Source organism: Flavobacterium gillisiae (assembly GCF_900107635.1).
Lineage (GTDB): Bacteria > Bacteroidota > Bacteroidia > Flavobacteriales > Flavobacteriaceae > Flavobacterium > Flavobacterium gillisiae.
The window spans coordinates 48,333-70,826 of record NZ_FNRD01000014.1 but is presented as its reverse complement, the minus strand read 5'-3'; the positions used below and the strand labels follow the sequence as shown (position 1 = coordinate 70,826).

Below are 22,494 nucleotides of genomic sequence, written 5' to 3'. Positions count from 1 at the left end.
TTTCCGCAAGAAATTTTATCTTTAACGGAAAATAATCGGTTACGAAGTTCGCCACTTCTGCAAGCCGCGACACGTTAGCATCTATGCTACGATTTCGGTTTTAAAATAAATTTTTCTAATTCATTTTTCCAATCATTCATCATTAATTTTAAATGCTCCTGTGATACTATATCTGTTTTCCCTAATTCTAAATTAAAAATCATTTCTTCAATAAATTTAATATCTTGTTTTACTATTTTTTTTGAATTTCTGTTCATCACTTTTTGTTTTAAAACCCGCACAAATGCTAACATACGTTAACCGCTATTTAGGCTTTTGGTTTAATTTAATAATTTGTTTGTGTCTGTAAATATTTGTAATAATCTGAAAGTTTAGGCTTACTTTTCCCTAAACATCGGTTAGCGTCCGCCGTTAGCAGTAAGCATAACACAAAATCGTGATAAAAGATGAAATATAAAATTCTAATACTATTAACTATTTTTTCGATTAGTTCTTTTTCACAATCATTATGTCGAAACGATATTATGAATAAAGAAGAATTAAATCCAAAAAATCAGGTATCCGAATTTTTAAAATATGATTTCTCTGAACTATGGATGAAAAGCGAAAACAGCTCAGTTTATGGGATAATTGGAGATGAATATCAAAGAATCTTAATAAAGTTTCTAACAGTCGAGAAAAATATAAATAACGATAATGAATATTTCGTTTATGGTAAATCTAGTGTAAAGGAAAATCTTTGTGTGTTTGTTGGAAAAATAACAATCATTAAAATTCAAGAATCTAAAAGAAAACATTTTGGTGTAGATGATGAGTTTAAAAATCAAGGTATAAAAACACAAGGTTTACTGACGGCTAAATATGAGTTTTTTGAAGATAAACACCAAAATCATTCAGGTTTTTTTTCAGGAACCTTACAAACAAAATGGTTTTTAGATAAAAATGACAAATTGCAGTATGATGATATTAACTCAGTTTCAGACGGCTATTTTAATAATGCTTTTGTTGGGACTTGGAAAATGTATAATTCTAAAATTGAAAAAATATGTAGATGGGGAGATTACAGAGTTCCAAACACAGACTGTAATTTTGATATAGGAACTGGCGAATTCAATGTTGCACAAAAATACTGGGAAAGAGGTTGGTTAGATATTGTCTTGAAAAACAAGATGCCAAATAGCGCAATTATAAAACCCAAAAAAGTAGAGTTAACAAAACAATGGTGGGAATAAATGCCTACTGCTAACCGCCATTTTGAGCTAGCTGGAATTTAGTGGAATTGCCGTTTCGCATCAAGTTTTCGTTAAGCCGAAAATTGAACGATTACGAACTTCCAGCCATCTAAAAGCACCAAAAACGTTGTTTATCAAATTATTAAGTATCACATTATTGAAAGATAAATCATCATTAAAACAAACAATATGAAATTAATCATTACTTCCATTCTTTCACTTACTATTGGATTCAGTTGTTTAGCTCAAAACAAAAATAACAAGACTACTAATGCGTTAAAAAATGAAACAGCGACAACTATACAATCGGGATATGATGAGTATAAAAAAATTGCTTTAAGTATTTGGGATTATGCAGAATTAGGATATAAAGAAGATAGAAGTTCTACATTGTTACAGACTACATTAAAGGACAATGGTTTTACTGTAGAAGCAGGAGTAGCTGGAATCCCAACAGCCTTTGTCGCAACTTATGGTAGTGGTTTGCCTGTAATTGGAATTTTGGCAGAATATGATGCATTACCAGGTCTATCGCAAGACAATTCACCCATCAAAACAGCAAATGCAAATACCACAAGTGGACATGCTTGTGGACATCATTTATTTGGTACTGGCTCTGTTGCTGCAGGTATTGCCATAAAAAAATTATTAGAGTCAGGAAAATTAAAAGGAACAATTAAAGTATTTGGTTGCCCAGCCGAAGAAGGTGGAAGCGGAAAAGTATATATGGTCAGAGAAGGCCTATTTAACAATGTAGATGTAGTACTACATTGGCATCCAAGCGATGATAATTTGGTTAGTAATTCAAGTTCATTGGCTAATATATCTGCTAAGTTTCGGTTTTATGGTATTGCCTCCCATGCTGCTGGATCGCCAGAAAAAGGGCGTTCTGCATTAGATGCTGTGGAAGCGATGGATCATATGGTGAATATGATGAGAGAACATGTACCGCAAGAAACTCGTATTCATTATGTGATTACAAATGGTGGTAAAGCGCCTAACGTAGTACCTGAATTTGCCGAAGTATATTATTATGTAAGACACCCAGAGAAAACAGTGGTTGTGTCTACTTTTGACCGAATTAAAAAAGCTGCTGAAGGTGCAGCCTTGGGGACAGAAACAAAAATGGACTATGAAATAATTGGCGGTGCACACGACCTGCTGATTAATAAAACGTTGGCTGCAAACATGCAAATCAATTTAGAAAAAGTTGGAGGTGTAAAGTATACTGATGATGAAATAATTTTTGCACAAAAAATTCAATCAACCTTCACGGATAAATACGACCCTATAAATTCTGTAGCAATTGTAAAACCTTTAAGCATTGCAAAAACGCTTGGCTCTACAGATGTAGGCGATGTAAGTTATGCAATACCCACAGTAGGATTAAGAGCTGCCACTTGGGTAGCTGGCACTAGCGCACATAGTTGGCAAGCTGTAGCCTCTGGCGGTACAGAAATAGGTATAAAAGGAATGATGGTTGCTTCAAAAACATTAGCATTTACAGCCATTGATTTATTTACCAACCCTGAATTAATAATAAAAGCAAAAGAAGAATTTATACAAACAAAAGGTGATTATAAATACAAGGCATTGCTTGGCGACAGGAAACCAGCGTTGAACTACAGGGACTAAACAACAAACTTACCAAAAATCCGCACCCACAACAGTTATTTTGAGCTAGCTGGAATTTAGTGGCATTACCGTTTCGCATTAAGTTTTCGTAAAACCGACAAATTAACGATCACGAACTTCGCAACCTCGCAAAGCAGCAAAACCGCGGCAGTACTTTTTAATAACCGCGATTAACAAACTGAAAATATGAAATTTATTTATTGTAATTTATTAATATCAATCCTTTTTATAGGTTGTGCAAATCCACCACAAAAGAAAGACCCAATTCCAGCTCACGATGAATTTACTATAGAGTCTAAACAAGTTGGAGAAAAAAGAACCATTAATGTTTGGACACCGCCAGAATATAAAACAAGTGAAGACTCTTTACCAGTAATGTATATGGCAGATGGTGGTATAATCGAAGAAGACTTTCCGCATATTGCAAATACACTTGCTGAACTTATAAAGTCAAAAGAAATTCCGCCAATGATATTAGTAGGAATTGAAAATACGCAACGCAGAAGAGATTTAACAGGTTTTACCGAAGTTGAAAAAGACAAAGAAATTGCTCCAGTTGTTGGTGGTTCAGCAAAATTTAGAGCATTTATTAAAGAAGAACTTTTTCCTGAAATAAACAAAAGATATAGAACAACAAATGAAAAAAGTATTATTGGAGAATCATTGTCTGGCCTTTTTGTTGTTGAAACATTCCTTTTAACACCAGATATGTTTGACAATTACATTGCATTTGACCCTTCATTATGGTGGAATAATCATTCTTTGGTTAAAACTGCAAAAGAAAATTTAATGAAATTTCCAAAAACAGAAAAACGAATTTGGTTTGCTAGTTCAAGTGCAACAGATATTTCACCATTTACAAAAGAATTATCAGAAATATTAAATACGGAAAATATATCTACCATAAAATGGAATTATTTGCCCGAACCGAAAGAAGAACATAATACGATTTTTAGAGCTGCAAAAGGGAGAGCAATAAAATGGACTTTGGAAAAAAAATAAAACTAATGCGAATTGCCATTACAAGAAATGACGAATAAAGGGTAAAATTCAAATTTTAGTTTCGCAATAAATTTTCGTTCAACAGAAAAACATCGGTTACGAAGCTCGCCACTTTTGCAAGCCGCAACACGTTAGTGGCAAGTTAAAAACCAAAAAGACGTAAAAAAATATTATGAAAAAATTACTTTTTATTTCAACATTACTTTTAGTGATTAATACATTCGGACAAAAACTGACTGGGACGGTTCCTGGTTTAACAATAACAAATCACAAAATTGCATCTGAAAATGATACGATTATTAAAGTCATATATAAAAATGGAATTGAAAATAATAGAAAACCAGCTTATTTTATTAATGGTAAACTAACAAATGAAAGTATTTTAAGAACATTAAATCCTAATGAAATTGCAACTTTTAATGTTGAAAAAAAAAATATTGAAATCGACAATATAAAATACCACGAACAACTTTATATTGTAACCAAATCAACATATAATCCTAAATTAATTTCATTAAATAATTTAAAAGCAAAATATACAAACCTAAAAAAGAATTCAACAGTTTTTAAAATTGATGACGATATAATAAATGCTGAATATGATAATTTTATAGTTGATGAAAAATTTATTTTGAAAATTATTGTAGAGAAGATTGAAAACAAGAATGAAAAACTGAATTTTAATTCCATCAATTTGATTACAAAATCCGAAGAGAATATTAAAAAATCCAAAGAAATAATAATTCGTGGAAAGGATGAATTTACATTAACTAAATAACCAGCCACTAACAGCCATTTTGAACTAGCTGGAGTTTATTGGAATTGCCGTTTTTTATCATATTTTCGTTTAGCAGAAAATACTCGTCTTCGTAAGTCGCAAACTGCGCAAGGCGCGGGAACGTTGGTGGCAATTTTAAAAATCCGTGATTGTAACAAACTATTTTTTTTAAAGTCTAATTAAAGAAAAAGAAAATATGGAAACGAACAGAAGACTTTGGCTGAAAAAAATTGGAATTGGAGTAGCTGGTATTGGACTTACAAGCTTCAATTCATTTGCTTCTCCTCTTGTATCAGAAAATTTTATTAATAGTTTTGAGAATGATGCTAACTTAATTTTTTTACGCTCAAATGAAAACCCTTATGGTCCATCTCCATTAGCAAGGAAAGCATTTGTGGACAACGCGAATATTAGTAACCGATATAATTGGGATGTTGCTACACAACTGATTTCTGACCTTGCAAAAAAAAACAATGTTAAAGACGAAAACATATTGTTAGGAGCTGGTTCAACTGAAATTTTAGATTTGGTTGCAAAATTTGTGTCACTAGACAAAGGAAATTATGTGATTGCAGACCCAAGCTATGATTATTGGACAGGTACATTAGATAATTTAGGTTTAACAAAAAATAAAGTTCCTCTTACAACCGACAAGAAAATTAATTTGAAAGCTATGTTGGAAGCTGTAAACCAAGATACTAAACTTGTTTATATCTGTAATCCAAACAACCCAACAGGAACAGTTTGTGAAAGAGAGGCATTGATAGAATTTATAACCAAAATTTCACAAAATACAATTGTATTAATTGATGAGGCATATTTGGACTTTACTAAACAGCAATCACTTAGCAATATCGTAGATGACCACAAAAATATTATTATTGCCAAAACATTTTCCAAAATGTATGGATTAGCTGGAGCAAGGATTGGGTATGCGATTGCAAACAAAACAATAATCGATAATTTGGCAAATTTGCAATCCAATACAAATAATAGCGTTAGTGTATTATCAAAACTTGCTGCTATAGCTTCGTTGAAAGATGAGAAATTTGTTTCAAATTGCTACTCGCTAAATGAAAATGTAAGACAATATACTATCAGCGAACTCAAAAAATTAAATTGTGAGTGCATTTCTTCTAATACAAATTTTATCTATTTTTCACTTGCAAAATACAACAAGGATTATTTCAAACAATTAGAAGATAATAATGTTGAAGGGGGAAGAGTATATGAAGAGCAAGGCAAATGGACAAGGATAACAGTGGGTAAAATGGACGAAATGAAAAAATTTATTAAAGCAATAGAATAAAAAAACTGCCACCAATACACGTTTTGCGCTATTGCGAATTTTGTGTAAACCGGGCGTTTTTCTTCCGCAAGAAATATTATCTTAGTGGAAAATAATCGGTTCCGAAGCTCGCAACAGCGCAAAGCCGAAAACCGTAATATAAAACTACAAACTCTGTAGAAATTATTTACGAAAGGCTGCGTTTAATTTGTACATCTCGGTGAATTGCAACTTATCTGTTTGTAGTCTCTTTTTATATACAAGTTATAGGACTTGAAGCTAGTCTCAACTACAAGAAAAACTCTTTGGTCACGCCAACCAATTCTTGAGTATGCCCTGGTAATTCTGTTCCTAAATACGGATGTGAACCTCCAAAAACATGATTGGCTTCTAAAATCACATGACTTTTTGCTTTGTTAAAATGTTTCTTTAGTAAATTGAATTCTTCCATCTTCACCGCTTGATCATTCGTACCTTGAATAATCAAATACGGACTTTGGAGTTTTATACCTGCATTAACCAAACTGTATTTTTCTTTGTGGGTTTCTACATCGTCCAAAACGGCGATATCCAAAGGCATCATTTGATTGGTTCTCGCATTTTTAATATACTGAACACCTTCAGCTCTCCACTTGTCCATAAATTTTGAATTCCAAGAGCGATGAAAATCAAACGGACTCGCCCAAGTACAGACTTTCTCAATTTTAGTATCGTATTGCGTGCAATACAATAATGCCGAAACGCCTCCTTTGCTATGACCAATAATGAACATTTTATCCTTGTTAATTATTGGCAGAATTGCTGGTAATTCGTTGACTATAAATTGCTCGACACTCTCAATATCTTCCATTTCCTTTCCTAAAGTATTGATAGCAAATTTATCGAGAGCAGTAAATTCAACTGAATCTTCTAGTCCCATTCCGTTATGCGAGAAATTAAACTTTAAGAAAGCAAAACCATTTTCTACGAAATAGTCGGCAATCATTTGCCAACAACCCCAGTCTTTAAATCCTTTAAATCCATGACAAAAAATGATTACTCCTTTTTGTTCCTGTGATTCAGAATAACTTACGTCCACTGCAAATTTTTGCTGTAATGCTCCTTCGAGAATAAATGTTTTATTTAAGATCATGATTTTTATTTTTAGGCTTGAATAAACTAGCCGAACAAAGATAAGAAGTTGATCGAACTATTGCTTTTAAAAAATCATAGTATTCCCAAACAAGAACGGCAATACCACCATTATCTGGAAGTTAAATCATGTTTTTTTAAATAATTTGATTATTAAATTATACGACCGTTTTGTTATTTAAGACATAATACCTTCTTTCTCGTTTATTCCATCTATCGCTATAATCAAAGACTTCCAATTTCATTTACGAAATACATTTTCATTCTACCAATATTTTTAACTTCAATTTCGCCACGGTACTCACAGCTAAAATTATCTTTTATCAAGGCATATGTATTCTCAGAAATGTTTATTCTACCTTCTTCAGAGTTGGTTTCCATTCGCGAAGCAATGTTTACGGTATCTCCCCAAATGTCATAGGCAAATTTCTTACTCCCGACAACTCCTGCTACCACTGGCCCCGAATTAATACCGATACGTATTTCAAAACGGGTTTGACAATTTGAATCATCTGTTAAAGACCTTTTTACAAAATCATTTATTTCTAGGGCTGCCAAAATCATTTTCTCTGCATGGTCTTTCGTTGGAAATGGTAAACCTCCTGCACACATATAAGAATCACCTACCGTTTTTATTTTTTCTAAACCATATTTCTCCATTATTGCATCAAATTTCGAGAAATAATAATCGATACTTTCTACTAATTTTTCTGGAGGCAAAATGTTGGCATAATGTGTAAAACTCTTAAAATCAGTGAAAAGAACCGTAACTGATTCAAACTTCTTGGCTTCTACTCTACCGTTTTGTTTTAGTTCTTGTGCCGTTTCTTCTGGTAGGATATTTAATAATAGAGTATCTGAACGTTTTTTCTCTTCTTCGATGATGACTTTTGTTTCTTTTATAAATTTATATCGACGGTATAACCCTAAGGCTAACAGAATAATTAAAAAACTAGAAAAACCAATAGCATAGATTAAATTTCTTTGTCTCTTGGTTTTTAGATGTTGTATCTCTTGGTCTTTTTTGAGTAGGTCTACCTGTACTTGTTTTTTGGATACTTCAAAGTTAGTCCTTAAATCAGCCATCTGCTGTACTGCTTTTAGATTTGTAACACTATCTCGGTACGTAATATGGTCTTTATAATATTTTAATGATTTCGCAGTGTCACCCCCTTTTTCATAGAGTTCCGATAGTTTTAAATTCGAAACACTAACTTGTTCTTTCAATCCATATTTTTGAGCTAATTCTAAACTTCTTTCTGCATAATGGACTGCCTTTGGCCAATCGTTCCGTTTTGAATAGATGTCAGCAATATTAATCAGATAATCCGAAATGCCGTAATAATCTTGGTACACTAAGCGTATTGATGGCTTCGGTCATATTTACCATAGCCAATTTATCTTTGCCTTGTTCCGCATAAACCTTACCTATGTTTCCTAAATTATAAGCCGTACCAATCAAGTAATCTGCTTTTTTGAAAAGTGCACCAGATTCGTTAAAATATACTAAGGCTTTATCGTATTTTTTATTTCTAAAGGAGTCATCACCTGCATTTAGTAATGCAGAGGCTAAAGCAATAGTATTATCAGTAGTTCGAAGTAAGGTAATCGCCTTGGTATAATAGAGTTCGGCATTTTTGGTATTCCCCATAACAGAATATACATCTGCGATTGCAGAATAAGAAACTCCTTCGCCTACCGTATATTTTGCTTTAGTGGCTGCTACTGCACTTTTAAAGAAAGCCGCTAATGATTTGTTTAAGTCTCCTGCCAGACGATGTTTGTTACCTTTTTGATAATAACCTCTATGAAGGTATAAATAATTGTTTTCGGCCGTAGAAAGTGCAATAAGTTCATCAGCATAGCGCAGCGATAAATCCAAATCATTTATTTCATTAAAAGAAAGGTTTCTCAATAACTCGAATTTATCGATTTTATTGAGATTTCCTTTCTTATAAATTACTGTAAGGCTATCGGCTATTTTTTGCTCTTGAGCCATGATAATTGTAGACAGCAATAATACAAAGCTGTATAATAGTGAGATTTTAATATAAGGAATATAAAATCTCATGACTACTATGGATTTATTGCTAGTTTTGGATCAATTGGGAAAGATTTAAAGTTATTTCCTGAATCATATACTTTAAAATTTAAAATATACTCATTCAATTTCCCTTTAAGACTATCGTCCTTTTTAACGTTTGCATTTGCGTTTCCAGATCTTCCTCCTGAGCCAGGTATTATAGATACATCAAAAAAATTAACATCTGTACCGTTAGATTCATAGGCGATACTGTCAATTGCAATACTAAATCCTCTATCTGGAGTTTCTCCTTTCCACTTTACATTTTTATCTATAAAAACTGTTGATGTAAAGTTTTCAATAGGTGATCCTGAACCACCATTGTCATCAGATATCGAACAACAAGCACCAATTTGAACCGGCGTGGGGTTTACCAAATTAAAAAGTGTGTTTGCTTGAACAGTTAATGTAATTACTACTGGTTTTGCCATAATTAAAATATTTAAAGGTTAATAAATACAGATTTATTAAAGACCATTAATTAATTTGGTGGGGCAACACAAATAAGATTTGGAGTAGTATGACCTAAAGTGAATAACAAAGATACGGTATGTTTACTAAGAAATTAAGATAGTTTTTCTTAAATTAGTATCTTATTAACGTTTTTAATACTAATAAAAACATGAAAGATGAACACCCTCCTATAGATTGGAAAGACCTACTCAATCCAAAAAACATCTTACTAAACCTAATTGGTGTTTCATTTATGACTTTGGCTTTAAAAGGATTTATGATACCAAATAAATTTTTAGATGGCGGTGTTACTGGTATCTCTATTTTACTTCATGAAATTACACATATCTCCTTCGCATGGCTGGTTATCATTATCAACTTACCTTTCTTGTTTTTAGGCAAAAAATTATTAGGAAATACTTTTGCTTTACACAGCTTACTAACCGTGCTGCTACTTGCGCTTGGGGTGACATTTGTTCATTTTGAAGCGGTGACTTCAGACCCGTTGTTAATTGCTTTATTTGGTGGCTGCTTGATTGGCATTGGCATGGGTTTTTGTATACGTGGCGGTTCTGCTGCTGATGGATTTGAGATATTGGCGGTATTGACTACTAAGAAGATCGGGTTAAATGTTTCCGAAGTTATCTTTGCAATGAATACCTTATTGTTTTTGGTTGCTGCATGGTATTTTGGAATGACTACAGCGTTGTACTCCATTGTTACTTATTTCGCGGCTATAAAGTCGCTAGACTATGTTGCAAATGGGCTCGAACAATATACCGCTTTGAATATTATTTCGGGAAACAGCGAGTTGATTAAATCACTAATTGTAAACAAGTTTAAAAAGGGTATTACTATTGTAAAAGGCGAACGCGGTTATTTACCCAAAAGTTTTGATGTGAAACACGATTGCGATATTATTGTAACAATTGTTACTCGTTTAGAGTTATTGCGTATTAAGCAAGATATTCTAAAAATCGACCCTTATGCTTTTATGTACATTCAATATATTAAAGAAGCTAACGGAGGCATACTGCGAAATAGGAAGAAACATTAAAAGAGACAACGCTGCTAATAACTTTATAAAGATATTTTACTTTAATTAAAATAATCTCTTCTATTTTTTGGGCATGCATCCCCGCTCCCACTTCATTACAGCTTGGGCAGGTTTCCCGATAGCTATCGGCCTATTACAATCTTCTCTCTTTATTCCTCACGTTAAAAAAATGAGATTCATAAACTAAACTACTATGGACTTAAATTCCATAGATTTGGTTTAGCAGCCATAAAGTCTGCAAGCTTTAACTTTAGCCACGAATTTCACAAATCTGCACTAATTAATTCGTGCAAATTATTAAAATTCGTAAAAAAACAGTAGCAGAAGCCAAAAATAGAGGCCCTAAAGCAAATAGTTTTAACTATAATTTGAGAGCAATTAAAAAGGATTTTCACCCGAAGCATCGGGGTTATCTCATACACCACAACTATAAAATGAATTGTACTATTTCATATATATAGTAGCTTAATAAATAAGCCTGAAGCATCAAAGTAATTTACAAGTTAATGACAAGCCTAAAACCACACAACTCGTCAGAAAGACCAGCTTTTTTCTTGTTTTTTATTTTAGCATTTGCTTAAATAAGAAATAAATGTAACTTTGTGTTATGGAAAATAATACTTGCATAAGACAACAAGCAGACATTGAACAAATAAATCGTTGCAAAGACACCGTTTTGCAATTAAATGAATCCTTTGACTATTTAGCGAATGGACTTTCATTGGTTGGAAATAACGTAAGACTTAAAATACTTTACCTACTCTTTGAGGAAAAAAGACTTTGCGTTTGTGATATAAGCGATATTCTTGGAATGAACATTTCTGCTATCTCTCAACACTTGCGAAAAATGAAAGACAGAAATCTATTAGAAACTGATAGAGAAGCTCAAACTATTTTTTACTCACTCACTACTGAATACGAAAAATTACTACATCCGTTTTTTGAAATACTTGATAAAAACAAAATAGTAGACGCGATATGAAAAGTGAACCCAAATTAATAGGTGCAGGTTTGCTCACCGCAATTACAGCTTCATTATGCTGTATTACACCTGTTTTGGCTCTAATCGCAGGAACAAGCGGAATTGTCTCAACATTTTCTTGGATAGAACCTTTTAGACCTTATCTGATTGGATTGACAATTTTGGTTCTTGGTTTTGCTTGGTATCATAAACTAAAACCTAAAAATGAAATCGACTGCCAATGTGAAACGGACGAGCTGCCTGCCGGTAAGCCCGGAAAACCAAAATTTATTCAATCAAAAATGTTTTTAGGAATTGTAACGGTATTTGCAGTTTTAATGCTGGCTTTTCCATACAATTCGGGAATATTCTACCCAAACACAGAAAAGCAAATAATCGTAGTTGACAAATTAAACATTCAAACAACGGAATTTAAAATCAGTGGAATGACTTGTGCGAGTTGTGAAGAACACGTCAACCACGAAGTAAATAAACTCAGCGGAATTGTAACCTCAAAAGCATCCTACGAAAATGGAAACGCAATCATTGAATTTGACAGCACCAAAACCAATGAAACTGAAATTGAGAAAGTAATTAACTCAACAGGCTACAAAGTAACCAACAAAAAAGAAAACTAATGGAAATCCAATTAAAATCAGAAATCACTTGTCCAAACTGCGGACATAAAAAAGTAGAGCAAATGCCTACAGAATCCTGTCAATTCTTTTATGAATGTGAGAGCTGTAAAAAAGTATTACGTCCAAAAGATGGCGACTGTTGTGTATATTGTAGTTATGGCTCCGTAAAATGCCCTTCGATACAGCAGAAAGAAAGCTGTTGCTGAAAAGCCAACATCACATTTACTTTCCCCAATACATAAGAGAACATCATCACAAAAAACAAACAAAACAATTCAGTAGTATAAAAATTGTATTTATTAACTTTGCGATCGCTTATGAAAGGAATAACAATCATATTATCGCTGATACTACTTTTTTTGTCAATAAAACCTTGTTCTGACCGTAATAATACGGGAGACCAACACCAAGACGAAATAAGTGTGAACCACAATCATCAAAACGACAGCGATGATTCATGTCCTGTTACTTGTATTTGCGACTGTTGCGGAATGTCTATTACCTCTGAACCACTTATGTCGTTCAATTTTGAAGTAATCACGGAAATTCCAACAACAGTATTTTCTTCTTATCAATCAATCTACCGCTTTGATTTTGATTCTAATATTTGGCAACCGCCACAATTAATTAGCTAGTTAACTGACTATAAAGTCAAAAAAACAATTTAGTTAATCAATTTATATCTTCAATGAAGAAATACATCTTGAGCGCAATGCTCATCATTACAGCGTGCTTTTCATTAAAAGCGCAAACATCAGCCGTGCAAATAAAAGTAATTACAGAAAATGAACCCTTATTGGGTGCAACGGTTTACTTTGAAAAATTAGAAAAAGGGGCAATAACGGATCGTGACGGAAATGCCACTTTTACCGAAATTCCAAATGGACAACACATTATTACAATTTCTTATTTAGGCTATAAAACCCTAAAAACAAGTATTCTTACTCCTAGTGTAACCGATTTAATTTTCAAATTAACAACTGACGACGATCAAGAACTGGACGAGGTGGTGGTACAATCGTCGAGAAGTACAAGAACCGTTAGGAAAATTCCAACAAGAATAGAGTTTATTGGTGGCGAAGAACTGGGCGAAAAAGCGGCTATGAATCCAACCAATATTTCGATGGTACTTCGCGAAAGTACAGGAATACAAATGCAGCAAACGTCTTTAAGTAGTGGAAGTACGAATATTAAGATTCAAGGTCTTGATGGACGATACACACAACTTTTAAGAGATGGATTTCCTCTCTATGGAGGATTTTCGAGTGGTTTGAGTATTTTGCAAATTCCGCCCTTAGACTTGCAGCAGTTTGAAATTATTAAAGGAAGCTCCTCTACTCTTTATGGCGGTGGCGCTATAGCAGGTTTGGTAAATATGGTGTCAAAAACACCTGGTGACGAGGCAGATTTAGATATTATGCTAACGCAAACACAGGCACTTGGAAGCACTGCAAATGTATTTTATAGCAAAAGGAATGAGAATTATGGTGTTTCTTTATACGGCTCTGGTCATTATCAAAAAGCATATGATACAGAAGACGATGACTTTAGTAATTTACCCAAAACAAAATCTATTTCATTTAATCCTAAATTCTATTATTACCCATCAGAAAAAACTACTTTTTGGTTTGGATTGAACGGGACTTACGATGATAGAATCGGTGGCGATATGACAGCGATTAAAAGTGGTAAAAATGGAATTCACCAATATACGGAAGAAAACATTTCAAAAAGGCTTAGCAGCCAAGCCGTTTATCAAACGCAACTGGACTCCGTAAGTTCTTTTCATATCAAAAATAGTATCTCCTTTTTTGACCGAAACCTTAGTGTTCCTGATTTTAACTTTGATGGTAAACAAATCAATACCTTCACTGAAATTAATTATCAAAGAGAATCCCAAAGAACGGAATGGATTATTGGCGCCAATTTATACTCCTCAAATTTTGATGAAAATGATACTGCTACACTGCAGCGCGACCAAAAAGATCTTACTTATGGAATGTTTGTCAACAACATCTATGATCTTTCAGACAATTGGATTTTGGAAACAGGATTAAGAGGCGATTATAACACTGATTTCGGCTTTTTCCCACTACCAAGGTTGTCTTTACTATACAAAAATGATAGCGGATTTTCGAGCAGAATTGGTGGTGGTTTAGGCTATAAAATTCCTGATATTTTTACTGAAGAGGCAGAATATATTAATTTCAAGGATGTACTTGCTATCGATAAATCAATAGTAAAACCAGAGCGTTCCTACGGTGTTAATTTTGATGTAAACTATAAAGTAAACTTATTTGACGAAGTAGGTTTTTCCATTAATCAACTATTTTACGTCACCGCAATTAACAATGCTTTGCTATTGAATAGCACAAATGACGGCTTCTTTAACTATGAGAATGCAACGGATAAAATCCTAAGCAAAGGAGCTGAAACTAACATTAAGTTCAGCTACAAGGACTTTAGATGGTTTTTAAATTATGCGCTAATAGATACCAAACTAAATTATTTAGAAGGAAATCCTCAAAAACCTTTGACTGCAAAACACAACGGAGGAAGCGTGTTTATGTATGAATCTGAAAAATGGCGCATCGGCTTCGAAACCTTTTATACAGGAAAGCAGTTGTTATCAGACGGGACAGAGACGACAGATTTTGCTACAATGGGTTTATTGCTCATGCGAAATTTCAAATTTACTAGTGTTTTCGTGAATTTTGAAAACTTTACAGACAGAAGACAAAGTAGATTTTCGCCACTGCTATTGCCGCCTCACGAAAACCCAGTGTTTCCCGAACTATATGCTCCTACTGACGGATTTATATTTAGTTTAGGAATTATTATCAAACCTTTTGGAAATGAGGAACATTAGAACAAAATAGAATTACCAACGTCCCAAATTACGATGTGACAGAATTAGCGTGCTAGCAATCTCATCCCATAATTACAGCAATCCGATTGGTGAAAGCCAGTCGGATTTTTTTATGCGTATTTTTTTGGGGTATCCCCGCTTCCACTCCGTTGCTGCGCGGTCGGGCTATGGGTTACAATCTTTTTTCTAGGATATGTTCCTTTCCGTTTTTTTTCTGATTGGAAAAGATATTGGTAAAAACATCACCCATGGCTATGGCTTCATTGGTCTTCAAAAGCCAATAACAACCGAGCGATAATGAATAAACAAATAATGAACCATTATTAAACGCTGCACGGCTGGTAGGTCTTACCAATTACACTTCCGTCTTTTGATCTTAACGTTATCAGAGTTTGGAGTATACAAGAAGCATTAATGCTTCTTTTTTTATGGAAGGCATCAATAGCATGGTTTTCCTTCTCTTCTTTTTATACAACCGCTTAACCATTGTGTCAGCTTCTACACAGAATCCCAACTTAAACATTCAAAGTTCACATCCTAAGAATGAGATATGACTTTCCAAGATTAAGAATCGTGGAGAAATTTGATTGAAAAATAAATAAACTACTAATTATAATACAAGTTGCGAATAGTTGTGAGAAAGTCGTTTTACCTCTAAATTGGGCTAATTAGGGACAACTGCCAGTACCCTATTAAGTATCAAATTTATATTTTGTTTAATTATTTACTAAAAATGTTAAACAAATCATATAAATGTTTACCTTTGAGTATCTTAATTTAATTTAAACTTAAAATATTAGCTATGAAATTAGTAAAAACAATTAGTGCATTTGTATTAGTAGGAGTAATAACTGCTTCTTGTGGTCAAAAAAAAGAAGCTGAATCGACGGAGATGGCAGATTCAACAACAGTAGCAATGGACACAACCGCAGTTGTTGAGACTCCAAACATCGTAGGTGTAGCTGCTGGAAATGCAGATTTCTCAACGCTTGTAACAGCAGTAACATCAGCTGGATTAGTTGAAACATTAAGTAGTGACGGTCCATTTACGGTTTTCGCACCAAATAACGCTGCATTTGCAAAACTTCCAGCAGGAACTCTAGACAGCTTATTGAAACCAGAAAGTTTAAATAAATTGCAAGCTATTTTAAAGTATCACGTAGTAGCAGGGAAGTTTGACGCTACAACAGTAATTGATGCAATAAACAAAAATAACGGAAAATACACTGTTACAACTGTTCAGGGAGGTACAATAGCTTTAAGCTTGAAAGACGGAAAAGTGATGTTAACTGATGCTAATGGCGGAACTGCAACAGTTGTTCTTGCTGATGTAGCTGCTTCCAATGGAGTTATTCATGCCATCGATACCGTGGTAATGCCTAAATAAAATTTTAACTTCTTTATTTAAGAACCGTTGCAGCAGTGTAACGGTTTATTCTACCAACTAAGGCTATAATAAGTTGGTCCATAATACAAGCCAGTTCGCTTAAGAACCTGACATGGTCATCTCATATTACAGTAATCGCTTTAAAACGTGGAGTCCAGAACCCACTAAAAAAAACGGGGCGTCATCCGACAAGCCATACATGTAGGACTAAAATAATTAATAAACTATGTTTTATAAATTTAACTTGACTGATAAGTTGCTATTTATTGCGGCCTTTGCTTCATTAGTGTACTCTGAAATTTTATTTTTTAATGGCCACGAAAATCATGCGATTTTCATCGGACTTTGGGTACCATCAATACTTTGTTTTGGCATTTACTTACATCTAATAAAAAGAAAAAAAAATGACTGATTTTATACCCTATTTCGCAGGAATAATCACCTTATTGTTTGGTGTTGCATTTGCTTATGCTTTAACAAGTACTAGTGAAAAAGACGCAGAACTGGAAAAAAAGATTAAGGATAGTAAATTATAACCAACTCTATTATAGGGCTTCACTTAACAATGAGTGAAGCACCTCTTTTAGAACTTATTGCAAAATTTGACATCGCAGCATCCTATCAAGTTAATCATGAAAAAATGTAACTTTACGCTAATACGCGGGACGCTGTAAAACTAACCTATGAAAACTAAATCGATTCGCCCTTTTATTGGTGCCAAAGACTTTGAATTGTCGCGAAATTTTTATCTTGAATTGGGCTTTGAAGAAACTATTTTGGGTAATAAGATGTCTGTATTCAAAATGGAAGACGTAGCCTTTTATTTGCAAGATGCTTACGTTCGTGATTGGATAGACAATTCTATGCTTTTTTTAGAAGTAGATAATGTCGATGATTTTTGGGCAACACTTGTAACCCTAGACCTTACCACTAAATATACTGATGTGAAACTTGTTCCCATTCAGGAATACGACTGGGGTAAAGAATGTTTCTTGCACGATCCCTCTGGTATTCTATGGCATATTGGAGAATTTTTTACCTATTAAAATTAGGAAAAACAATGACTACGTCCAGTCTTTCGGTACTTTTATAAATTTGCGAAAGCCTTCATACTACAAAACAAAAAAGTGGCCCGTTACCGGACCACTTCTTTTTATAAAATTATTATTGGTCTTGCGATCTATTAGACGATATCAAAACGATCTAGGTTCATCACTTTATCCCAAGCAGTCACAAAGTCTTTTACGAACTTCTCTGATGAATCAGCGCATCCATAGACTTCAGCAATAGCACGTAACTCTGAATTCGAACCGAATATAAGATCTGCACGAGTTCCAGTTCCTTTTACTTCTCCTGTAATACGATTGCGACCTTCAAATACTTTTTCATCCTCAGAAACTGCTTTCCATGTTGTTCCCATATCAAGTAAGTTCAAGAAGAAATCATTAGTAAGCACTTCTGGACGTTTAGTAAACACACCATGTGTAGAGTGATCAAAGTTCGTGTTCAGAACTCGCATCCCACCAAGAAGAACGGTCAACTCAGGTACAGAAAGTGTCATCAATTGTGCCTTGTCAACCAGCATTTCCTCTGCTGATATCGTATAATTCGCCTTCAAATAGTTACGAAAACCATCTGCTTGAGGCTCAAGAACAGCAAATGCTTGCACGTCTGTTTGCTCTTGTGATGCATCACCACGCCCTGGCGTAAATGGAACTGTCACAGTATGACCTGCGCTTTTTGCAGCCTTTTCAATAGCGGCACATCCACCCAAGACAATCAAGTCGGCAATTGAAACCTTCTTGTTCCCCGACTGACTATTATTAAATTCTGACTGAATATGTTCAAGTGTCTGCAATACTTTCGCTAGCTGAGCAGGGTCATTAACTTCCCAATCTTTTTGAGGTGCAAGGCGTATGTGTGCACCGTTTGCACCACCACGTTTATCAGACCCACGGAAAGTTGATGCCGAAGCCCAAGCGGTAGATACCAATTGTGACACAGTTAACCCTGAATCAAGTATTTTAGTCTTTAGCGCTGCTATATCTGTATTGTCAATTAGTTGGTGTGTTACAGCTGCAATGCGATCTTGCCAGATTAATTCCTCTTTTGGAACTTCTGGTCCAAGGTAACGTTCTATAGGTCCCATATCACGGTGCGTCAGTTTAAACCAAGCACGAGTAAAGGCATCTGCAAATTTATCAGGATTTTCAAAAAAGTGTCTAGAAATTGGCTCATAAATAGGATCCATTCTCAAAGCAATATCACTTGTAAGCATAAAAGGTGCGTGACTCTTTGACGGATTGTGAGCATCTGGTACGGTACCCGCGCCTGCTCCATTTTTCGGCTGCCATTGATGTGCTCCAGCTGGACTCTTGGTAAGCTCCCATTCGAATCCAAAAAGGTTCTCGAAATAATTGTTACTCCACTTTGTAGGTGTAGTAGTCCAAGCGCCCTCTAGCCCACTTGAAATAGTTTGTTCCCCATTTCCACTACCAAAATTATTTTTCCAACCAAGACCTTGCGCCTCAATTCCTGCTGCTGCAGGTTCCGGTCCAACATATTTGTCTGGATCAGCAGCACCATGCGTTTTTCCAAAAGTATGTCCCCCAGCAATAAGGGCAACAGTTTCTTCATCATTCATAGCCATACGCTCAAATGTATCTCGAATATCACGTGCAGATGCCAGTGGATCAGGATTACCATTTGGTCCTTCAGGGTTTACATATATAAGTCCCATCTGAACGGCAGCAAGAGGGTTTTCTAACTCATTGTCACCAGTATGGCGCTTGTCATCTAACCATTTCCCTTCAGAACCCCAATAGATGTCTTCTTCAGATTGCCAAATATCCTCACGTCCACCACCAAAACCAAAAGTCTTTAAACCCATTGATTCGATAGCGCAGTTACCAGTTAAGATCATAAGGTCGGCCCATGAAATTTTCTTACCATATTTTTGTTTGATTGGCCATAGTAACAAACGCGCCTTATCTAAGTTCACATTGTCAGGCCAACTGTTAAGCGGTGCAAAACGCTGGGAACCAGAACTCGCACCACCACGGCCATCTGCTGTACGATAGGTACCTGCACTGTGCCAAGCCATTCTAATAAAGAACGGTCCATAATGACCATAATCTGCTGGCCACCATTCTTGAGAGTTTGTCATTAGAGCGAAGATATCTTTCTTCACCGCATCGAGATCCAGACTTTTAAACTCAGCTGCGTAATTAAAACTTTCACCCATCGGATTCGACGGCGCTGCGTGTTGACGAAGTATGTTTAATTTTAATTGATTTGGCCACCAGTCCTTATTAGTAGTACCAGAACCGGCACTTTGCTTTGCAGCGCCTCCTGAAAAGGGGCACTTGCTTTCGCTGTTTGTATTATAAGACGATCCGCTTGATTGTTTATTTTCTTCCATTTTTATTGAATTTACGTTGATTGCTTTTCCAAATTTACAAAAACATTTTCGATATTTTTTATCTATAGATTTTATATACTTATAGATAATCTCTATGGAAACTACAATAACTGGCGAACCCAACCTATACAAAATAAATGAACCTTTTTGAAAACCTATATTAGAATCGCAATTGTACAGAGTTCTCCAAATTTATAAAATTGAGCACTTTAATGTCGAAAATTTTAACAGCCCAATATGAGCAACACCACTTTCGTTTTCTTGTCACCTGATTATTTGAATAAAATTGGGACAAAAAAGAGACTTTTTCCTAGCATTCCTTACTTTTACGGTAAATGATCTTTTTGCTTAAGAATAGAGCTATTTGATATACTAAATCAAAAAGAAAACGAATAATAAAAACATGATAGCAGTATCCGACACGATTACGTTAAAGCCAATTTCAATTGATGACCAGGAAAAACTGTTCGCCTTAATGTCTAAAATATATCTTCCAGAATACCGTCATTTATGGTTCGATGCCGGTGCCTGGTATATGAATAAAATATATTCCTACGCTAATCTAGAAAGAGACCTCGCAACTCCTAATTCTTCGTATTATTTTGTCTATTATCAATGTGAAGCAATTGGGATATTAAAACTAATCGAAAGTGTTACTTTGGTTGAATATAAAGATAGAAAGTCTGCAAAACTAGATCGAATTTATCTCGACCCCGCTTTTCATGGGAAAGGCATCGGAAAAAGTCTTATCTATTGGGCAGAAAATAGACTCGCAGCTAATGGCCACTCCTTTTTATGGTTGGAAGCCATAGATACCCAGAAAAAAGCATTGCAGTTTTATGAAAAAATGGACTACAAAATTTGCGGTACATTCGAATTAGAATATGAACTAATCCACCCCATTTTAAGAGGGATGTACCGGATGTATAAATCTATTTAGGCTCTAATAAAACAATTTAAAGAGGTAATCTTTACCTTGCATTTGTTAAAATACTGATTTTCAACGCGCCACAACTTTGTTTTTCTTAACTTTGTAAAGCAGTTCAATAATTTAATACCCCTGCAAAATGAGAAAGCTATTCTTTGTTTCGCTGTCAATAGGACTCTTCTTTTTGAGCGCCAACATATTTGCAAAAAATATTGATGGTAATCCTTTTGCCTATATTGAATTGAATAGCGCAACCGAAGAAAAACTTTTGCAACATGTAAAAAGAATCAAGGATTTAGTTCGCAGTAATTCCAATTACAATCAAGAAATCGCCTTTTTTATAGACATGGAAGTGATGTCAGGAAAAAATAGGTTTTTTGTTTATGATCTAAAAAACGATGTACTACTAGATCAAGGGTTAGTAGCCCATGGTTTTGGTTCTCGAATAAAAAGCGATGGAAACCAAAAATTCAGTAATGAAAATGGCTCGCTTTGTACCTCCTTAGGCAGTTATAGCATCGGAAACAGTTATAATGGACAATATGGTAAAGCCTACAAATTATACGGATTAGATGCTACTAACAACAAATCGTTCTCTAGGAATATTGTTCTCCATAAAAGCACCGATGTACCTTATGAAGAACAGAATGATCAAATAGGATATAGTTTTGGCTGTCCGATGGTAAATGAACAATATTATCAACGAATTGAAAAACGAATTGACGATTCAAAACGCAGCATCATTCTAGATATTTACTATTAAATTAAAGCTCTCGCAACTTCAAGAGACTTCAAATACATTTTTCTATATATTCTTTTTTATATACCCATGCTGCGGAATAGTATCCCTTATATGTGTGAATCATATAATTTATTTTTGCTTAGATGTAACACTTTTCGTCCGATAATACTTAAATTTACATAATAACAAATTAAGTGTAAAGAAGGAATTGCATTTAAAAAACGGTACTGACAAATTTTGTACATTAGTAGGATAAGAGTATCCCAAATTGCAGAAGTATTGTCGAAAAGCATTATTTTAATTTGACTAACCTTCTTTAAACAAAAAAATAAATAACAAAAAAATTCATTTATGACTATTCAATTAAATTCAGACAACAACTTAACATTACACGAAGCATTCAGAGCACAATTAAATACCTTACTAACTGAAGAATTAAGCAGATTTGGTGCGCACATCACAAGGATAGAAGCTCATTTTTCAGATGAAAATGGACACAAAGAAGGACAAAATGACAAACTGTGTAAACTAGAAGCACGTCTTGAAGGAATGAAACCAATTCTTGTTTCAAATCATGCTAACAATCATGAGCTAGCAGTGAAAGGCGCAATTACCAAATTAAAAACATCACTTGACAGCACATTAGGTCGTTTGAATAATCATTAATCAATCATTGTGGAATGTAGACTGTCAAACTAGCCTTAATTGCTAAAAAGCAATACATTACTATACTGAGGTACTTTCACAGTTCCTAAAAAAGAAAAGCGAGCTCATTTAATATTATAAATGAGCTCGCTTTTTATTTGTCGCTATATTCGATCCCAAAATAGTGTTACAAAAAAACTAAAATGCAAAGAAAAATAAATAGCAGCAGTTTCTATAAAATTCA

At 34.3% G+C, this 22,494-nt stretch carries 23 protein-coding genes; 17 read left to right on the top strand and 6 right to left on the bottom strand.

The genetic code is table 11. From position 1 onward, the window contains the following. Positions 1 to 86: 86 nt before the first annotated feature. Complete coding sequence (locus BLV35_RS19325) at positions 87 to 257, bottom strand: hypothetical protein (RefSeq protein ID WP_176980642.1); 171 nt, start codon at positions 255 to 257, stop codon at positions 87 to 89. Positions 258 to 524: 267 nt separating this feature from the next. Between BLV35_RS19325 and BLV35_RS16715 the strand changes: the two genes are divergently transcribed. The 5 genes from BLV35_RS16715 (at position 525) to BLV35_RS16695 (ending at position 5,956) form a co-directional block, all read left to right on the top strand. Continuing rightward, positions 525 to 1,232, top strand: a complete 708-nt coding sequence (locus BLV35_RS16715; RefSeq protein WP_091092895.1) for a hypothetical protein — start codon at positions 525 to 527, stop codon at positions 1,230 to 1,232. Positions 1,233 to 1,421: 189 nt separating this feature from the next. Continuing rightward, positions 1,422 to 2,867, top strand: a complete 1,446-nt coding sequence (locus BLV35_RS16710; protein WP_091092892.1) for an amidohydrolase — start codon at positions 1,422 to 1,424, stop codon at positions 2,865 to 2,867. 186 nt (positions 2,868 to 3,053) lie between these two features. Further along, positions 3,054 to 3,869, top strand: coding sequence for an alpha/beta hydrolase (locus tag BLV35_RS16705; RefSeq protein WP_091092890.1), 816 nt, complete (start codon positions 3,054 to 3,056; stop codon positions 3,867 to 3,869). Between the two features lie 172 nt (positions 3,870 to 4,041). Next, entirely contained in the window at positions 4,042 to 4,647 is a 606-nt protein-coding gene (locus BLV35_RS16700) for a hypothetical protein (RefSeq protein ID WP_091092888.1), read from the top strand. A 196-nt stretch (positions 4,648 to 4,843) separates the two neighbouring features. Beyond that, on the top strand, positions 4,844 to 5,956 hold the full coding sequence (locus BLV35_RS16695) for a pyridoxal phosphate-dependent aminotransferase (protein WP_091092886.1): 1,113 nt from the start codon (positions 4,844 to 4,846) through the stop codon (positions 5,954 to 5,956). Positions 5,957 to 6,224: 268 nt separating this feature from the next. Here BLV35_RS16695 and BLV35_RS16690 read toward each other — a convergent pair whose 3' ends face one another. The 4 genes from BLV35_RS16690 to BLV35_RS16680 all read right to left on the bottom strand — a co-directional run bounded on the left by BLV35_RS16690 (position 6,225) and on the right by BLV35_RS16680 (position 9,580). After that, positions 6,225 to 7,067: an alpha/beta hydrolase family protein gene (locus BLV35_RS16690; protein WP_091092884.1), complete on the bottom strand. Its 843-nt coding sequence runs from the start codon at positions 7,065 to 7,067 to the stop codon at positions 6,225 to 6,227. Between the two features lie 224 nt (positions 7,068 to 7,291). Next, complete coding sequence (locus tag BLV35_RS19570) at positions 7,292 to 8,422, bottom strand: adenylate/guanylate cyclase domain-containing protein (protein WP_245712095.1); 1,131 nt, start codon at positions 8,420 to 8,422, stop codon at positions 7,292 to 7,294. Next, positions 8,382 to 9,137 (bottom strand): tetratricopeptide repeat protein, encoded by a 756-nt coding sequence (locus tag BLV35_RS19565; protein ID WP_245712094.1) that lies wholly within the window; start codon positions 9,135 to 9,137, stop codon positions 8,382 to 8,384. Before BLV35_RS19565 ends, BLV35_RS19570 begins: the two co-directional genes overlap by 41 nt. Before the next feature lie 5 nt (positions 9,138 to 9,142). After that, positions 9,143 to 9,580 (bottom strand): hypothetical protein, encoded by a 438-nt coding sequence (locus BLV35_RS16680; RefSeq protein WP_091092881.1) that lies wholly within the window; start codon positions 9,578 to 9,580, stop codon positions 9,143 to 9,145. Between the two features lie 191 nt (positions 9,581 to 9,771). Between BLV35_RS16680 and BLV35_RS16675 the strand changes: the two genes are divergently transcribed. The 9 genes from BLV35_RS16675 to BLV35_RS16640 all read left to right on the top strand — a co-directional run bounded on the left by BLV35_RS16675 (position 9,772) and on the right by BLV35_RS16640 (position 17,560). Next, positions 9,772 to 10,659: a YitT family protein gene (locus tag BLV35_RS16675; protein WP_091092877.1), complete on the top strand. Its 888-nt coding sequence runs from the start codon at positions 9,772 to 9,774 to the stop codon at positions 10,657 to 10,659. 607 nt (positions 10,660 to 11,266) lie between these two features. Further along, complete coding sequence (locus BLV35_RS16670) at positions 11,267 to 11,641, top strand: ArsR/SmtB family transcription factor (RefSeq protein WP_016988433.1); 375 nt, start codon at positions 11,267 to 11,269, stop codon at positions 11,639 to 11,641. Beyond that, positions 11,638 to 12,258: a mercuric transport protein MerTP gene (merTP, locus tag BLV35_RS16665; RefSeq protein WP_091092875.1), complete on the top strand. Its 621-nt coding sequence runs from the start codon at positions 11,638 to 11,640 to the stop codon at positions 12,256 to 12,258. The genes BLV35_RS16670 and merTP overlap by 4 nt, the downstream gene beginning before the upstream one ends. After that, the gene (locus BLV35_RS16660; protein WP_091092872.1) at positions 12,258 to 12,464 is read left to right on the top strand and encodes a GDCCVxC domain-containing (seleno)protein; all 207 of its coding nucleotides are present in this window, start codon (positions 12,258 to 12,260) and stop codon (positions 12,462 to 12,464) included. Before merTP ends, BLV35_RS16660 begins: the two co-directional genes overlap by 1 nt. 111 nt (positions 12,465 to 12,575) lie before the next feature. Next, positions 12,576 to 12,893, top strand: a complete 318-nt coding sequence (locus tag BLV35_RS16655; protein ID WP_091092870.1) for a DUF6660 family protein — start codon at positions 12,576 to 12,578, stop codon at positions 12,891 to 12,893. Between the two features lie 53 nt (positions 12,894 to 12,946). Next, the gene (locus BLV35_RS16650) at positions 12,947 to 15,127 is read left to right on the top strand and encodes a TonB-dependent receptor (protein ID WP_091092867.1); all 2,181 of its coding nucleotides are present in this window, start codon (positions 12,947 to 12,949) and stop codon (positions 15,125 to 15,127) included. Positions 15,128 to 15,929: 802 nt separating this feature from the next. Next, positions 15,930 to 16,514: a fasciclin domain-containing protein gene (locus BLV35_RS16645; protein ID WP_176980641.1), complete on the top strand. Its 585-nt coding sequence runs from the start codon at positions 15,930 to 15,932 to the stop codon at positions 16,512 to 16,514. Between the two features lie 404 nt (positions 16,515 to 16,918). After that, on the top strand, positions 16,919 to 17,050 hold the full coding sequence (locus tag BLV35_RS19670) for a hypothetical protein (protein WP_262488538.1): 132 nt from the start codon (positions 16,919 to 16,921) through the stop codon (positions 17,048 to 17,050). 147 nt (positions 17,051 to 17,197) lie between these two features. Continuing rightward, on the top strand, positions 17,198 to 17,560 hold the full coding sequence (locus BLV35_RS16640) for a VOC family protein (RefSeq protein WP_091092865.1): 363 nt from the start codon (positions 17,198 to 17,200) through the stop codon (positions 17,558 to 17,560). 137 nt (positions 17,561 to 17,697) lie between these two features. On the opposite strand, the gene katG is transcribed toward BLV35_RS16640, so the two are convergent. Continuing rightward, positions 17,698 to 19,935 carry a catalase/peroxidase HPI gene (gene katG / locus BLV35_RS16635; protein WP_091093060.1) on the bottom strand — a complete coding sequence of 746 codons (2,238 nt, stop codon included), beginning with the start codon at positions 19,933 to 19,935 and terminating at the stop codon, positions 17,698 to 17,700. A gap of 403 nt (positions 19,936 to 20,338) precedes the next feature. On the opposite strand from katG, the gene BLV35_RS16630 reads away from it, so the two are divergent. The 3 genes from BLV35_RS16630 to BLV35_RS16620 all read left to right on the top strand — a co-directional run bounded on the left by BLV35_RS16630 (position 20,339) and on the right by BLV35_RS16620 (position 22,271). After that, the gene (locus BLV35_RS16630; RefSeq protein WP_091092863.1) at positions 20,339 to 20,875 is read left to right on the top strand and encodes a GNAT family N-acetyltransferase; all 537 of its coding nucleotides are present in this window, start codon (positions 20,339 to 20,341) and stop codon (positions 20,873 to 20,875) included. 127 nt (positions 20,876 to 21,002) lie between these two features. Next, positions 21,003 to 21,626 (top strand): murein L,D-transpeptidase catalytic domain-containing protein, encoded by a 624-nt coding sequence (locus tag BLV35_RS16625; protein ID WP_091092860.1) that lies wholly within the window; start codon positions 21,003 to 21,005, stop codon positions 21,624 to 21,626. Between the two features lie 330 nt (positions 21,627 to 21,956). Further along, a complete protein-coding gene (locus tag BLV35_RS16620) occupies positions 21,957 to 22,271 on the top strand; it encodes an HPF/RaiA family ribosome-associated protein (protein WP_091092857.1) in 315 nt (104 codons plus the stop codon). Positions 22,272 to 22,494 lie beyond the last annotated feature (223 nt).

What these genes read in the sequence shown, in the direction of transcription:
- BLV35_RS16625 (WP_091092860.1), top strand. Translation starts at nt 21,003, where the DNA reads ATGAGAAAGCTATTCTTTGTTTCGCTGTCAATAGGACTCTTCTTTTTG.
- BLV35_RS16715 (WP_091092895.1), top strand. Translation starts at nt 525, where the DNA reads ATGAATAAAGAAGAATTAAATCCAAAAAATCAGGTATCCGAATTTTTA.
- merTP (WP_091092875.1), top strand. Translation starts at nt 11,638, where the DNA reads ATGAAAAGTGAACCCAAATTAATAGGTGCAGGTTTGCTCACCGCAATT.
- BLV35_RS16680 (WP_091092881.1), bottom strand. Translation starts at nt 9,580, where the DNA reads ATGGCAAAACCAGTAGTAATTACATTAACTGTTCAAGCAAACACACTT.
- BLV35_RS16655 (WP_091092870.1), top strand. Translation starts at nt 12,576, where the DNA reads ATGAAAGGAATAACAATCATATTATCGCTGATACTACTTTTTTTGTCA.
- BLV35_RS16650 (WP_091092867.1), top strand. Translation starts at nt 12,947, where the DNA reads ATGAAGAAATACATCTTGAGCGCAATGCTCATCATTACAGCGTGCTTT.
- BLV35_RS16700 (WP_091092888.1), top strand. Translation starts at nt 4,042, where the DNA reads ATGAAAAAATTACTTTTTATTTCAACATTACTTTTAGTGATTAATACA.
- BLV35_RS16690 (WP_091092884.1), bottom strand. Translation starts at nt 7,067, where the DNA reads ATGATCTTAAATAAAACATTTATTCTCGAAGGAGCATTACAGCAAAAA.
- BLV35_RS16630 (WP_091092863.1), top strand. Translation starts at nt 20,339, where the DNA reads ATGATAGCAGTATCCGACACGATTACGTTAAAGCCAATTTCAATTGAT.
- BLV35_RS16675 (WP_091092877.1), top strand. Translation starts at nt 9,772, where the DNA reads ATGAAAGATGAACACCCTCCTATAGATTGGAAAGACCTACTCAATCCA.
- BLV35_RS16695 (WP_091092886.1), top strand. Translation starts at nt 4,844, where the DNA reads ATGGAAACGAACAGAAGACTTTGGCTGAAAAAAATTGGAATTGGAGTA.
- BLV35_RS16670 (WP_016988433.1), top strand. Translation starts at nt 11,267, where the DNA reads ATGGAAAATAATACTTGCATAAGACAACAAGCAGACATTGAACAAATA.
- BLV35_RS16710 (WP_091092892.1), top strand. Translation starts at nt 1,422, where the DNA reads ATGAAATTAATCATTACTTCCATTCTTTCACTTACTATTGGATTCAGT.
- BLV35_RS16620 (WP_091092857.1), top strand. Translation starts at nt 21,957, where the DNA reads ATGACTATTCAATTAAATTCAGACAACAACTTAACATTACACGAAGCA.
- BLV35_RS19565 (WP_245712094.1), bottom strand. Translation starts at nt 9,137, where the DNA reads ATGAGATTTTATATTCCTTATATTAAAATCTCACTATTATACAGCTTT.
- BLV35_RS19670 (WP_262488538.1), top strand. Translation starts at nt 16,919, where the DNA reads ATGACTGATTTTATACCCTATTTCGCAGGAATAATCACCTTATTGTTT.
- BLV35_RS19325 (WP_176980642.1), bottom strand. Translation starts at nt 257, where the DNA reads ATGAACAGAAATTCAAAAAAAATAGTAAAACAAGATATTAAATTTATT.
- BLV35_RS16645 (WP_176980641.1), top strand. Translation starts at nt 15,930, where the DNA reads ATGAAATTAGTAAAAACAATTAGTGCATTTGTATTAGTAGGAGTAATA.
- BLV35_RS16640 (WP_091092865.1), top strand. Translation starts at nt 17,198, where the DNA reads ATGAAAACTAAATCGATTCGCCCTTTTATTGGTGCCAAAGACTTTGAA.
- BLV35_RS16705 (WP_091092890.1), top strand. Translation starts at nt 3,054, where the DNA reads ATGAAATTTATTTATTGTAATTTATTAATATCAATCCTTTTTATAGGT.
- BLV35_RS16660 (WP_091092872.1), top strand. Translation starts at nt 12,258, where the DNA reads ATGGAAATCCAATTAAAATCAGAAATCACTTGTCCAAACTGCGGACAT.
- katG (WP_091093060.1), bottom strand. Translation starts at nt 19,935, where the DNA reads ATGGAAGAAAATAAACAATCAAGCGGATCGTCTTATAATACAAACAGC.